This is a genomic window from Blautia sp. CGZ-1-C1 (assembly GCF_056504575.1).
In genome coordinates this window covers 1-12,382 of the sequence record NZ_JBWLUT010000151.1, presented here as the reverse complement: position 1 = coordinate 12,382, position 12,382 = coordinate 1, and the positions used below count along the sequence as shown (strand labels likewise).

The following is a 12,382-nucleotide window of genomic DNA, read 5'->3' as shown; positions in this document are numbered from 1 at the left end:
TGAGTAAAATCAAGGGTTCCGAGAGGCTACCGTAGAAATGGAAGTAAGCCCGTTGAGGGCATTGACACACTTCATAAATGCTCCAAAGAATAGTAGGTTTGCTATGTAGAAATGGAAGTAAGCCCGTTGAGGGCATTGACACGGCTCTGGCTTTGGCGCGGTTCTCTGTTTAATAGTAAATGCCTGGGTCTGACCCTGTGAAGTACAACTAAAAAGGATAAAGCAGAGCTAAAAGATCTAAACACTTCCGGGGTCAAATAGATGTCGGAGTCTGACCATATGAAGTACAACTAAAGAGGATAAAGCAGAGCTAAAAGATATATAAAAGAATTATAAAATGATTTAAGCGTCAAAAGCCCGTACCTATTCAGTTAGATTTGTACCTTAAAAATTTAACACATGATACCATACCCATATCATCCATTATCTGTTAAAATTCATTAGGAAAGTATCAGATTCAGAGCAGATAAAAAGAGCAGTTGGGTGTGTTGCAGTAATGTAACGTGCTAAGCGTAGACAGCAAGGTAGTAGGGATGGTAACAATAAATGACTCCCACATGACATGTATATTAAATGCGTTTCATGGGGAGTCATTTTTTTATGCAGTTTTCTGTACAGCCAGAGCCTTGATTTCTTCTAAGGTCAGGTCTGTAAAAACGGCAATATCTTTGTAAGTGAGTTTACCGGAAGCCAGCATACGCTTAGCAATTTCTACGGCTTTTTCATGAGAACTTTCTTTTCGCATATTTTCCATTTCTCTGCACATAGTCAAAACTCCTTCCTCATCTTCTTTGAAATAACGTACCCTGTCAGCAAGTATTTTATAATACATATCTTTCGGATCGGTACAGGAAAAATCGTGCATTAATTTTCCGAGTTCTGTTTCGTCTTTGATTTGGGAATTTACATAAATAATATGAGCTTCATCTCCAAATGGTTCACCGGTTTCCTGGACGATGCGGTCAATGTGATAGATTGGAAGCCCGGATTTTAATACATCATTTTCAGTAATAAAAATCACATAGGTTTCAGTGAGGGCATCATATTTATCACCGGCTTCAGTTATATTGGCATCTATAAGACTGCTGTTATATCTTGCACGTTTTGCACCAGCACCACGATCACTTCTTTGGATTTCTATATTATAAGTGCGGTTATTAGTATCGACAGCTAATATATCCAAGCGAACAGAACGTCCCTGTAAATTTTTTATATCATATTGTCCCTGCACAGATTGTACTTTAAGGTCATGCCTTTGTAAAATGATTTGAAGTAGAAATTCAGCACATGCCGTATCTTCAAAAACTTTACTCATAAAATCATCATCTAAAAGACGGAAACCTCTAAGGCGTTGCAGATCTTCTTTATGTTTTTGTTCAAAATCTAGTGTTTCTTCTGTATTATTCATCGTGAAAACACCACCTGCTTTCCTTTAGAATGGGATATAGTAAACATGAATTTCTGTATCATTATTTTAACATGGTAGATAGTAATCCTCAATACCCGAATTTTGAAATGCCAAATACCGATGAAAAATAACAGTCTATAAATCCTTTTCTTTTTCAAGCTCTTGTTCTTTCTCACGATTCTTCCCAAGAATCATATCAATATTAGCAGACACAGGCTGGCGCTTTAGAGAACCCGAAAGCGGATGCTTTCCTGATGTTTCATTATGCAGCAGATATGACATATTATACGACAGATTGAAAAAAGATGTAAAATAGCAAGATTGCCTGATGGAAAATATTTATTCCATCAGGCAATCCTATGTAAACATTTCTTTAGTTTTGATTATTCTGCAGATTCTTTAGAAACAGAATTTTTCTTTTTTCTGGATTTACCAGAAATCATTTTATGACCGGAGTAGACAGCCATAATCATGCAGAGAAAAGCTGCAAGCAAAATATTTGTGAGCAGTTTTCATGTTTTTATAGCCGGTATAAAAGGTTCCAATCATGGCTGCCAATGCACCAAGTGACCAATATTTATGTGCTTTCATTTGATATACCTCCTGCGTTTTTTTATATAATACCTCTTTTTAGAAAGCATGAAAACAGGAAATTTATAAATTCTGTTCTTTCTCAATCTGCTGTTCCTGTTCGTAGCTCTTCCCAAGGATCATATCAATATTGGCAGACACGGTACGAAACTCCCGTTCATAATTCCGGCGGTTAGAAAAATCTTCCCGTTGCATATTTCGCAATTCAATAAGTCGGTCTTTTTCAGCATAGAGGGCTTTCGTGGAAGGCAGCTTATTTCCGACAGATTTTTCTTTCAGTGTTCGGAGAGCTGTATCATAAAGAGAAACTTTTTATTTTTATGGTAATAGCTGTTTAGTTTCTGACATTCAGATTACAAACCTGTTTGCGGCAGAGTTATTGATGCCGTATGAAGTCTTTCGGAAAAATTTCTTTGCACATATGAACGAATTGGAAATAACTCCCGGGAAGGTACGGTTGGATGAGGCTATCCGTCTGATTGTTTGTCAGATGAGTGATTTTTTGGTTCCTTATGCGATTAGCATAAATTAAGTCTGCGAAGCAAACGATACTCCTTGGGCTTTGCACAAGGAGATTCATATTCCTTGCATCGCACGGCGTGTTACTGGACGCGGAGTGAACAGTAACCAGTAAATAAACAATTTATTGACAAATAACTGACCAGATGTAATAATACCACTCAGAGATAGTATTTGGACTCAAAACTATACTCTGGCTGAAATCACTGGAATCTTATATAAAAGCAGCCAGCCGGAATCCGGAAACGGGAACGGAGGGATGTATGTAATTTTAAAAGATACGAGCCGGTATTTATGATACAAAAAATCAGATTTCCAATAATCTATGGAATAGTAAAACATATTTTATGTATCAGAAACAGGACTCAATATACAGGGAATCAATCAGAAGCGTTTCAGGGTCAAGGTGTATCCTGATGTGCTTTTTTGCAGATCATAAAGGTATATTTCCTTTTTATGGTGCTGCTTGACTCTGATTTTTCCCGCAGGAAAGGACTATATAAGATGACAATAGAAATGTTAAAAGGAAAAATCCACAGAGCAACTGTTGTCCAGGCCGAACTGGATTATGTGGGAAGCATTACTGTGGATGAAGAACTGCTGGAAGCTGCCGGAATACTGGAATATGAGAAAGTTCAGATTGTAGATGTGAACAATGGCAGTCGATTCGAGACATACACAATCTGCGGAAAACGCGGAAGCGGTATGATCTGTCTGAACGGAGCAGCAGCAAGATGTGTAAGCACAGGTGACAAGATTATCATCATGGCTTACGCAGGATATGAGCCTGAAGAGGCACGCATTCATAAGCCTGCAGTTGTATTTGTAGATGAAGAGAATAAGATCAGCAGAGTGACCAATTATGAGAAACATGGTCTGCTGAAAGACATGGCCTGAAAACGTTGATATCAGATTAGAGGCTATCATAAGATGAAAGTGAATTCAGAAAAGAGGCTATCTCAAAATCTATGATACCGGTCCATTGACCGAGAAAGAGGAGATAACAATGCAGGTAACAAAAACAGTAGAAGAAACAAGAAAACAGATCAAAGCATGGAAAAAAGAAGGTAAAACTATAGGTCTTGTTCCAACAATGGGATTTCTTCATGAGGGACATGCAAGTCTGATCAAAAAATGCAGAGAACAGAACGACATTGTAGTTGTGTCTGACTTTGTCAATCCAACACAGTTTGGTCCGACAGAGGATCTTGAGGCATATCCAAGAGATTTCGAACGCGACAGCAAACTCTGTGAAAGTCTTGGCACAGACCTGATCTTCTGCCCTGAACCTTCTGAAATGTATCATGATCCCCATGCATTTGTAAGTATCGATACATTATCTGAGACACTTTGTGGAAAAACACGTCCTATCCATTTCAAAGGTGTGTGCACAGTTGTAACCAAGCTGTTCCATATTGTAGCCCCGGACAGAGCATATTTCGGACAGAAGGATGCTCAGCAGCTGGCCATCATCCGCAAAATGGTCCAGGATCTGAATTTTGATATAGAAATCGTAGGCTGCCCGATCGTCCGTGAAGAGGACGGACTGGCAAAATCCTCCAGAAATACATATTTAAGCGATGAAGAGAGAAAGGCTGCTCTCTGTCTGTCCAGATCCGTAAAACTCGGACAGGAAATCATTCACGCAGGTATTTCCGCAGAAGAACTTCTCGGCAAAATGCGTGCAGTGATCGAGGCAGAGCCTCTGGCAAAAATCGATTACGTTTCCATGGTAGATGCACTTACCATGCAGCCTGTGGAAAAAGCTGATCATAATGTTCTCGTAGCAATGGCTGTCTATATTGGCAAAACAAGACTGATCGATAACTTCAGCTACGAGGTATAATATATGGAAAATATTTTAAAGAAAATAGGAAAAATCAGCAGTTTTGCATCCAGATATATTGGAATCATCATCATTGCCTTTTCATGCCTTGCCTTTTTCTGGAGGGATGGATTTGCATGGATGACAAATTATACATCTGTTTTTCTGGGCGTGATCATGTTTGGTATGGGACTGACCATACGTCTGGAAGACTTCCGGGCAATTTTTTCCAGACCAAAGGAAGTGATCATTGGCGCAGTTGCACAGTATACGATCATGCCAGTCGTAGCCTGGGTATTGTGTAAAATTATGAATCTTCCCGCAGATCTGGCTCTGGGTGTGATTCTTGTGGGATGCTGTCCTGGTGGAACAGCCAGCAATGTGATTACCTATATTGCAGGCGGTGATGTTGCACTTTCAGTAGGAATGACCATCGTTTCCACTCTGGCTGCTCCTGTTATGACTCCATTTCTTGTGTACATTCTGGCAGGTGCCTGGGTGGAAGTATCCTTCTGGGCAATGGTACTTTCTGTTGTAAAAGTAATTCTGGTTCCTGTACTTCTTGGAATCCTTCTCCGTACACTTGCAGGAGATCATGTAGATAAAGTTTCAGATGTTATGCCATTGATCTCTGTTGTAGCCATTGTTATGATCATTGGCGGAATCGTGGCAATTAATGCAGAGAAAATCTTAAGCTGCGGAGTTCTGGTCCTTGGCGTTGTTGCGGTCCACAATTTCTGTGGTATGATGCTTGGACTCCTTGCAGCAAAAATTTTCCATGTAGAATATACACGGGCAACAGCTATAGCTATTGAAGTGGGCATGCAAAACAGCGGACTGGCAGTTTCTCTGGCAGCAGCTAACTTTGTAGCCAATCCACTGGCAACTCTTCCAGGTGCTATTTTCAGTGTATGGCATAATATTGCAGGCTCCATCTTTGCAGGAATCCGCCGTTCCGGCGTAGAAAACCGGACACGCACAGGTGAAAATGGTGTGTCTGCAGCATAAATAACAAGGGAACGTAGAAAAAAAATCCCCGGAATCCTTGGCTTAACAGTGATAAGAAACTAACACATTGGGGTCAGACCATCCGCTTTTTACAAGAGCAACCGTAGAACTCTTTGCAAAAGAAGGAGCAAAAGTCATAATTGTTGGAACAAAGGAAGAACTGGGAGAAAGCTGTGTGAATGAAATCAAGTCAGCCGGAGGAGAAGCGATTTTCTGTAAAACAGACGTGACATCTGATGAAAGTCTTGATAACCTGGTTAAAACAGCTCTGGACGCCTACGGAAAAATAGACATTCTCGTTAATAATGCAGGAGTAGGCGGAACAACTGCCGATATGGATCAGATCACAATGGATGAATGGAACACTGTTCTTGCAACAAATCTCACAGCACCATTTGTTCTTTGCAAGAAAATAATTCCTATTATGGAAAAACAAGGAGCTGGAACCATCGTCAATGTAGCTTCCATGGCAGCAACCGCAGCAGGCCGCGGAGGGCTTGCTTACACTTCTGCCAAACATGGCCTTCTTGGACTCACCCGTCAAATGTCATTGGATCATGGACGTACAGGAGTGCGTATAAATGCTGTTCTTCCAGGACCGATTGCAACAGATATGATTGCACGTGTGCTTGCAATTCCACAGCATCCGGTAACAATGAAGATTGGAATGAGTCCGGCAAAACGTCCTGGAGAACCTATCGAAGTAGCACAGGCTATTGCATTCCTTGCATCAGACGAAGCTAGTTTCATCCATGGAGCGGCTTTGGCTGTAGATGGCGGATATACGATATTTTAAAAATAATTGATATGCATTGGAAAAAGGAGTCATTTGGACTCCTTTTTTTCAGTACGTAAGACTTGACTGCGGAGATATCTCAAAACATGGTGACCTTAAGGAAAGTCCCCCAAATCTGACATCCTATGAAAAACGGAGGCGAGAGAGTTATGTTCGATACCATTCATCATATTGCAATCATTGGAAGCGATTATGAAAAATCAAAACATTTTTATGTGGATCTGCTTGGGTTTAAAGTAATCAGAGAAAATTATCGAAAAGAACGTGATGATTACAAGATTGATCTGGCATGTGGAACGCAGGAAATAGAACTTTTTATAATAAAAAATGCTCCAGCTCATGTAAATTATCCGGAAGCATTGGGATTACGCCATCTGGTATTTAAAGTTAAGAGTGTAGATGATACAGTAAAAGAATTGAATGGGAAAGGAATTGAAACAGAGCCGGTACGCCTGGATGATTATACCGGAAAGAGAATGACATTTTTCCATGATCCAGATGGACTTCCATTGGAAATTCATGAGTAGAAAATAGCATAGAATAAAAAGAGACAGATGCAGGTAATGAAATACTCCCACATCTGTCTTTTTTGCGCAAAGATTTATTTATCGGAATGTCGCAGACAGCTTTTTATAAAGGCAGCAGCTTTTATCATTTGTTCTTTTTCTTCATTTCTTTTAAAATCGGGTCTGTAAAATTCCTAATTTTACCATCAATGCTTCCTGCAAGATCTGAGAAAAGTTAATGTTTTCACGGATTGCAGCTTCATTAAGCCATTCTGGGATGCTCAATGTTTTCTTTACTGCACGAGAACAATTCGCTCTGCGATATTCCGCCATATCAAATTCTACGATCACTAGAGTTCCATCTTCTGGATCTATAGCATCAAGAGCTGAGGCTTCTGGTATTGGTTCCTTTTCATTTTCTCTTGCGGTCAATGCCAGTCCAAGGGCATCCACAGACATTTCATATGCTTCCTGCATATCTTCGCCCTGTGTCATACATTCTGGAATATCCGGAAATGTAACCCAAAATCCGCCTTCCTCTGCTTTATGAAATACTGCCGGATAAAATAATCTATTCATATAAACACCCTCCATTTCAGGCGGCAGGGCTATTTAAGCCCCGCCTGTTTGAGTATTGCCTGCGCCAATCCCTTTTTCAGATCTTTGGAGTGATAAGGAACGATTACCGTTCTTCCGGTTTCTTGGTTATTCAGTTTGACATGAGAGCCATTCTGATTTACCGTTTCGAAACCATTTTCTTTCAGGAGAGTTAACATCTCCTTAGGACTCATTGGCATCTTTTGTATCTCCTTTCCTTATCATACTTATATTGTAATACGTATTTATACGTATGTCAATTGCTTCGTATATTTTTTGTATTGTATATTGTAGCCTGGTGGAAAGGCAATATGTGGGTTTATCGATACGGTGAGATTTCATACAGCTCTGCGGTGTCGGAAGGAACTATTCATGCTATACAAGGATTGTACGTCAACTGGAGAGAGCCTATACTTTGGCTTCCAGCTCTTTCCGTTCTCTCTGGCATTTGTACAATCTGTATGCATAACTGGAGAAAGTAGCATAAGAAAAGAAGAGATCCTGTCAGCGGTTGTAAAAAATGGGCAGTCATATGAGGAGATTATGAACTTTTTGAATGCAGAATCAGATGGAGAAAAGACGGAAAAATAGAATTATTTTGAGTCGCAGATATAGCGACACTCGATTTAGGCGGAAAAAAACTGGAAGTTCACAATTCTTGTTACTTCAGTGGTAAAAGAGAATGAAAAACCAGAAAAATTTATCTGAAAATTATAGTGCGAGTTTATTGACAAAAGAGCTATGAGGGCATAGGATAATAATGTATGAACTGATAGACTTTTGGACGAGCACAAAAAAAGCAGTAAAAACAGTAATTTACAGAAAATTCTGTTAATTACTTGCAAAAATAGCTCTTGGAAGCCGCTAAAATCAAGGGTTCCGAGAGGCTACCGTAGAAATGAAAGTAAGCCCGTTGAGGGCATTGACACTTTTCTTAGACAGTTTCATAGTAATGGCTTTTGCAAAACATATCGGGTCGAGTAGACGCACCCCTTGCGGTCGTACGCCCCTCGCAGAATCCGGACTTGCGGCTTTCCCGCATCCGGCTCTTTGTGAAACGAATCGTTCACATTTATCAATCGTATACACTGACATATATTCTTGCTCTTACTAACGGGTAACTGTTATCAATCATATTCAGAAACTCTACCCAGTTGTAGCTTTTCATAACATTATAACGAAATGCTGTGATTCTCTCTGAATTGTCAGTGATGCCATAGTAATGGAAATAACCAGTTAGTATCTCATTAAGCTTGGAAATGATTTCTTTTACTCTTAAAGTCCGCATGGCCCAGGACACCGGATGAAGTAAGGGAAATCTCTTTCCAGCAGGTGTAATGGCTCCTCCAGGGACTGGAAATCGAACAGAAAAAAGCCCATCATCAGGTAAAGATAGACTATGAAAACAGCTGTTTCTGATCTTCCGTGATAATGCTGTGAAAAAGCCTTGGAAAGCCTTGAAATTCAGCACTTTTCGGGGGTTCAGATATCGTAAAACAGTAGATAAAAATGTCGAAAAATGGTATGCTGTTTCTATCAAAAGTACGGAGTAAAACAGCATGACAGAGCATGAAGAATTACTAATGCTGAGAGCTCTTGCAGCAAAACAGGCGCAGGAACTGGAAGCCGGTAAAAGGATCATTGCCGAGCGTGATGAAAAGATCAGAAAACAGAATATCCAGATCGACAACATGATCCAGGCACTTCTTCATGCCCGGAAACTGCTTAAGAGTTTTGATGGATACCTGATCACGGATGCCTAAGGCTGTTCGTCCAGTTTAAAGTCAGTATGTTCTAAAACAGACTGCAAAATTAAATAGGAGATAATCAAATGGCAAAGAGTACAAGAGGATTTTGCAAATATTGCGGAAAAGAATACACAAGAACGGGGATAGCAAAGCATTTACAAACGTGTAAGAAAAGAGTTGATTCGTGCGAAAAAGCGGAAAAAACAGAAAAATATTTTGAATTGTTGTTATATGGAGCATATAATAAAGACTATTGGATGATTATTCAAATCAAAGAGAATGCAACATTGGATGATCTGGATCGATTTATCCGTGATATTTGGGTAGAGTGTTGCGGACATTTAAGTGCATTTGAGATTGATGGTGTAAGCTATGAAAGGGAACCCGATGATGATTTTGGTTGGGGTGAGCCGGCAAAGAGTACGAATCATACATTAAAACAAGTGCTTACAACGGGAATGATTTTTAATTATGAATATGATTTTGGTTCTACAACAGAAATTATGGTCAAAGTGTTGGATCATTATAGTGCCCAAAAGCAGAACGAAAAAGTTGTGATTTTATCCAGAAATAATCCGCCACAGTTTGTATGTTCTATTTGCGGAAATCAGAAAGCAACATGGATCAATGCATTTCGTATTTATGATGAAGATCTATTCTGGTGCGAAGAGTGCGTGAATAAACTGGAAGAGGGTGAACTTGAAGCGTATGAGAATGACGTATGTTTTCTTCCAATCACGAATTCCCCAAGAATGGGAGTTTGTGGCTATGAAGGAAGTGATATTTATCCGGAACAATTTGAGCCGGATATACCAAAATAAGGATGTATGACGGGGAGTTTAAAGTCCTCTCCCTTTGGAATTTCACGTAGTCCCAAAAGGGAGAGGTTTTTTCATTAATCCAACAATTTTCCCTCTCTGTAAGACCATTCAAGATAATCTGGATTCTGGTAATATAAGTCTGTTTTAAAATCAGATATTTTATCACTGATAAAGGAAGAAAAGATTTTTATCAGCTCCTGTACTTCCGCCCCTGCTTCCGCACAATCTTCTATCATAATACTATAAAGCCTTCCAATATCAAGATAACTCGGAATGGAATATTTACAGTCAGATATCGTATCGAAGGTCCCCTGTTTTATCTGATAATAACTAATTACTTCATCACTTACCTGTTCAAAACTGAGACAATGGTTTACTTCCGCATCATATAAAAGCTTTTTTATCCCTTCCTCACCAATTGCCTTAACGATATCACCTCTATGGTTCTTAGTCTCTCTGGCAATGTATTCTATCAATGCACACACATAAAAATAATCATTTCTTTCTTGTTCTGTCATACACTACCTCACTTTTCATAAATGTCAGACAATCAATTGCCGAAAGGGTATGGAAACTAATCTGATGAGTTGGATATTTAAACTCAGCTAATACCCAGAACTGTCTTCTTGTAATTCGCCCGGCAAGAAAATCATTCACATAATTCCATACGGTATCATTTGCCATCGGCCCCTCTACAATATCATATGTATGCGTTTTTCCGCTTCTACATTCTGCAATAAAATCCAACCACTCATCAGATATCTCAGGAAATCTCAGTATTTTTAAATTTTCAGTTGGCACATACTCATAATAATTGATAATTGGTTCGCCGATTCCACGATTTGCCCAGCGTATAGCCTGATTCATATTATTTGTACAATAAAATCCCCATGAAAAATCTTTTGTATATTTTGTTTTTCTTATTTCTGGATATTGAACAATTTCTTTACTTGCGTGATATAGTTCCATAGATTCTCACCTCATAAAAATAGTTCCACAGTACTGAGTTAATAATATCATGAAACCATTTTATCGTAAAGCTAAAAACCATCACTAATTTCTATTGCGCATCGCTCCATACTTTTCCTCAGATTGTTTGACTTGATTTGCGATTCTGCAATTTACAGTCAATACATTTCCGGGAAATGGTTGACAATCAGCTCCTTGTGTTTTAAAATGGTAAACCATAAAGCAAATGGAGGTTTACAAATGACAAAAACAAAGAGCATGATTTATTGCGGTCTTTTTACGGCGTTGATTGCAGCGGGGGCATTTATTAAAATCCCTGTACCTGTGGTTCCGTTTACACTGCAGTACCTGTTCACTATGCTTGCCGGATTGTTTCTGGGATCCAGAAGGGGTATGATTTCTGTGGTTGCCTATATGCTGCTGGGGCTGGCGGGACTTCCGATCTTTTCGGAAGGCGGTGGAATCTGGTATATTTTCAAGCCAAGCTTCGGTTATATTATAGGGTTCTGCCTGGGAACATACGTAACCGGACTTATCGCAGAACGTCTTAAGCAGAAGACAGTTTTTCGCTATTTACTTGCAAATCTGGCAGGTCTGATGATTGTCTATATCTGTGGAATGGTTTATTACTATGTGATCTGTAACTATGTGATTGATACACCGATTGGAATCTGGCCGCTGATTCTTTATTGTTTTCTGCTTGCGGTACCCGGCGATATTGCATTAAGTATCCTGGGAGCTGTCATTGCAAAGCGTGTCAGACCGGTAGTGCATCAATATCTTTTTGATTCAAAATCAAATGTCAGACTGAAAACGGAGGAGCTTGCAAAATGAATCCACTTATTTTAGCACAGGAAATTATTGATGGGCGCAGAATTACAAGGGAGGATGATCTTTCCTATTTTCTTACCTGTGATTTAGATGAATTATGTGAAGGAGCAGACCGTATCCGCAAAGCATATATCGGTGATAAGGTAGACCTCTGTTCCATCATCAATGGCCGCAGCGGCAGGTGTCCGGAGGACTGCAAATATTGTGCGCAGTCAGTACACAACCATACTTCCTGCGAGATCTATGATTTTCTTCCGGAGGAAAAGATTCTGGAAGCATGTAAAATGAACGAAGAGGAGGGCGTTGACCGTTTCTCGATCGTTACTGCAGGAAAGGCCCTGACTGGAAAAGAATTTGATCAGGCGATCCACGCCTATGAAACCATGCATAAGGAATGTAATATTGATCTTTGTGCTTCCATGGGATTTCTTTCTTCTGAACAGCTGCATCGTCTTCATGAAGCCGGAGTAACCAGTTACCATCATAATATTGAGACTTCAAAGAGAAATTTTCCTAATATATGTACGACACATACATACGATATGAAGATTGAAACTCTGAAAAAGGTAAAGGCAGAAGGAATGTGTGCATGTTCCGGCGGTATCATAGGAATGGGAGAGACCTGGGAGGATCGTCTGGATATGGCAGTCAGCCTTGCGGAGCTGGGGATTGATTCTATTCCGATCAATGCATTGATGCCCATTCCGGGAACACCTTTGGAACACCTTGATCAGCTTTCAGAGCAGGATATTCTCCGGACAAT

Annotated in this window: 16 protein-coding genes and 1 pseudogene; 10 read left to right on the top strand and 7 right to left on the bottom strand. The window is 39.7% G+C overall.

Annotation, left to right across the window (positions count from 1 at the left end; genetic code table 11):
• Positions 1–598: 598 nt before the first annotated feature.
• Both AC058W_RS14205 and AC058W_RS14200 read right to left on the bottom strand, forming a co-directional pair.
• Positions 599–1,408, bottom strand: a complete 810-nt coding sequence (locus AC058W_RS14205; protein ID WP_118610036.1) for a PD-(D/E)XK nuclease family transposase — start codon at positions 1,406–1,408, stop codon at positions 599–601.
• Positions 1,409–1,791: 383 nt separating this feature from the next.
• Positions 1,792–1,999: pseudogene (locus tag AC058W_RS14200) on the bottom strand (DUF6219 family protein).
• A 1,023-nt stretch (positions 2,000–3,022) separates the two neighbouring features.
• Between AC058W_RS14200 and panD the strand changes: the two are divergent.
• From panD to gloA2, 5 genes are all read left to right on the top strand, one after another.
• Positions 3,023–3,415: an aspartate 1-decarboxylase gene (gene panD, locus AC058W_RS14195; protein WP_118610057.1), complete on the top strand. Its 393-nt coding sequence runs from the start codon at positions 3,023–3,025 to the stop codon at positions 3,413–3,415.
• 109 nt (positions 3,416–3,524) lie between these two features.
• A complete protein-coding gene (gene panC / locus AC058W_RS14190; RefSeq protein ID WP_008704364.1) occupies positions 3,525–4,364 on the top strand; it encodes a pantoate--beta-alanine ligase in 840 nt (279 codons plus the stop codon).
• 3 nt (positions 4,365–4,367) lie between these two features.
• A complete protein-coding gene (locus tag AC058W_RS14185; RefSeq protein ID WP_118610038.1) occupies positions 4,368–5,351 on the top strand; it encodes a bile acid:sodium symporter family protein in 984 nt (327 codons plus the stop codon).
• Positions 5,352–5,418: 67 nt separating this feature from the next.
• Positions 5,419–6,147, top strand: coding sequence for an SDR family NAD(P)-dependent oxidoreductase (locus tag AC058W_RS14180; RefSeq protein ID WP_118137805.1), 729 nt, complete (start codon positions 5,419–5,421; stop codon positions 6,145–6,147).
• A 149-nt stretch (positions 6,148–6,296) separates the two neighbouring features.
• Complete coding sequence (gene gloA2, locus AC058W_RS14175; RefSeq protein ID WP_479390227.1) at positions 6,297–6,674, top strand: SMU1112c/YaeR family gloxylase I-like metalloprotein; 378 nt, start codon at positions 6,297–6,299, stop codon at positions 6,672–6,674.
• Positions 6,675–6,824: 150 nt separating this feature from the next.
• Here the strand turns inward: gloA2 and AC058W_RS14170 are convergent, their stop codons facing one another.
• Together AC058W_RS14170 and AC058W_RS14165 are read right to left on the bottom strand one after the other, a co-directional pair.
• Positions 6,825–7,232: a type II toxin-antitoxin system HicB family antitoxin gene (locus AC058W_RS14170; RefSeq protein ID WP_118572557.1), complete on the bottom strand. Its 408-nt coding sequence runs from the start codon at positions 7,230–7,232 to the stop codon at positions 6,825–6,827.
• A 29-nt stretch (positions 7,233–7,261) separates the two neighbouring features.
• The gene (locus tag AC058W_RS14165) at positions 7,262–7,450 is read right to left on the bottom strand and encodes a type II toxin-antitoxin system HicA family toxin (protein ID WP_118610039.1); all 189 of its coding nucleotides are present in this window, start codon (positions 7,448–7,450) and stop codon (positions 7,262–7,264) included.
• 172 nt (positions 7,451–7,622) lie between these two features.
• Between AC058W_RS14165 and AC058W_RS14160 the strand changes: the two genes are divergently transcribed.
• Positions 7,623–7,841, top strand: a complete 219-nt coding sequence (locus AC058W_RS14160; protein WP_118610040.1) for a hypothetical protein — start codon at positions 7,623–7,625, stop codon at positions 7,839–7,841.
• A 484-nt stretch (positions 7,842–8,325) separates the two neighbouring features.
• Here AC058W_RS14160 and AC058W_RS14155 read toward each other — a convergent pair whose 3' ends face one another.
• Positions 8,326–8,538, bottom strand: a complete 213-nt coding sequence (locus tag AC058W_RS14155) for a group II intron maturase-specific domain-containing protein (protein WP_178761835.1) — start codon at positions 8,536–8,538, stop codon at positions 8,326–8,328.
• Between the two features lie 271 nt (positions 8,539–8,809).
• Here AC058W_RS14155 and AC058W_RS14150 point away from each other — a divergent pair, with 271 nt between their 5' ends.
• Together AC058W_RS14150 and AC058W_RS14145 are read left to right on the top strand one after the other, a co-directional pair.
• Entirely contained in the window at positions 8,810–9,013 is a 204-nt protein-coding gene (locus AC058W_RS14150) for a hypothetical protein (RefSeq protein WP_118137809.1), read from the top strand.
• 68 nt (positions 9,014–9,081) lie between these two features.
• The gene (locus AC058W_RS14145) at positions 9,082–9,819 is read left to right on the top strand and encodes an IS1096 element passenger TnpR family protein (protein ID WP_479390226.1); all 738 of its coding nucleotides are present in this window, start codon (positions 9,082–9,084) and stop codon (positions 9,817–9,819) included.
• Between the two features lie 74 nt (positions 9,820–9,893).
• On the opposite strand, the gene AC058W_RS14140 is transcribed toward AC058W_RS14145, so the two are convergent.
• A complete protein-coding gene (locus AC058W_RS14140) occupies positions 9,894–10,337 on the bottom strand; it encodes a hypothetical protein (protein WP_117677495.1) in 444 nt (147 codons plus the stop codon).
• The gene (locus tag AC058W_RS14135; protein WP_118630445.1) at positions 10,315–10,788 is read right to left on the bottom strand and encodes a DUF3990 domain-containing protein; all 474 of its coding nucleotides are present in this window, start codon (positions 10,786–10,788) and stop codon (positions 10,315–10,317) included. The genes AC058W_RS14140 and AC058W_RS14135 overlap by 23 nt, the downstream gene beginning before the upstream one ends.
• Positions 10,789–11,028: 240 nt before the next feature.
• On the opposite strand from AC058W_RS14135, the gene AC058W_RS14130 reads away from it, so the two are divergent.
• Entirely contained in the window at positions 11,029–11,622 is a 594-nt protein-coding gene (locus AC058W_RS14130) for a biotin transporter BioY (RefSeq protein ID WP_025581222.1), read from the top strand.
• Positions 11,619–12,382: biotin synthase BioB (bioB, locus tag AC058W_RS14125; protein WP_479390225.1), on the top strand; the 764-nt coding region annotated here is incomplete at its 3' end. The genes AC058W_RS14130 and bioB, both read left to right, overlap by 4 nt.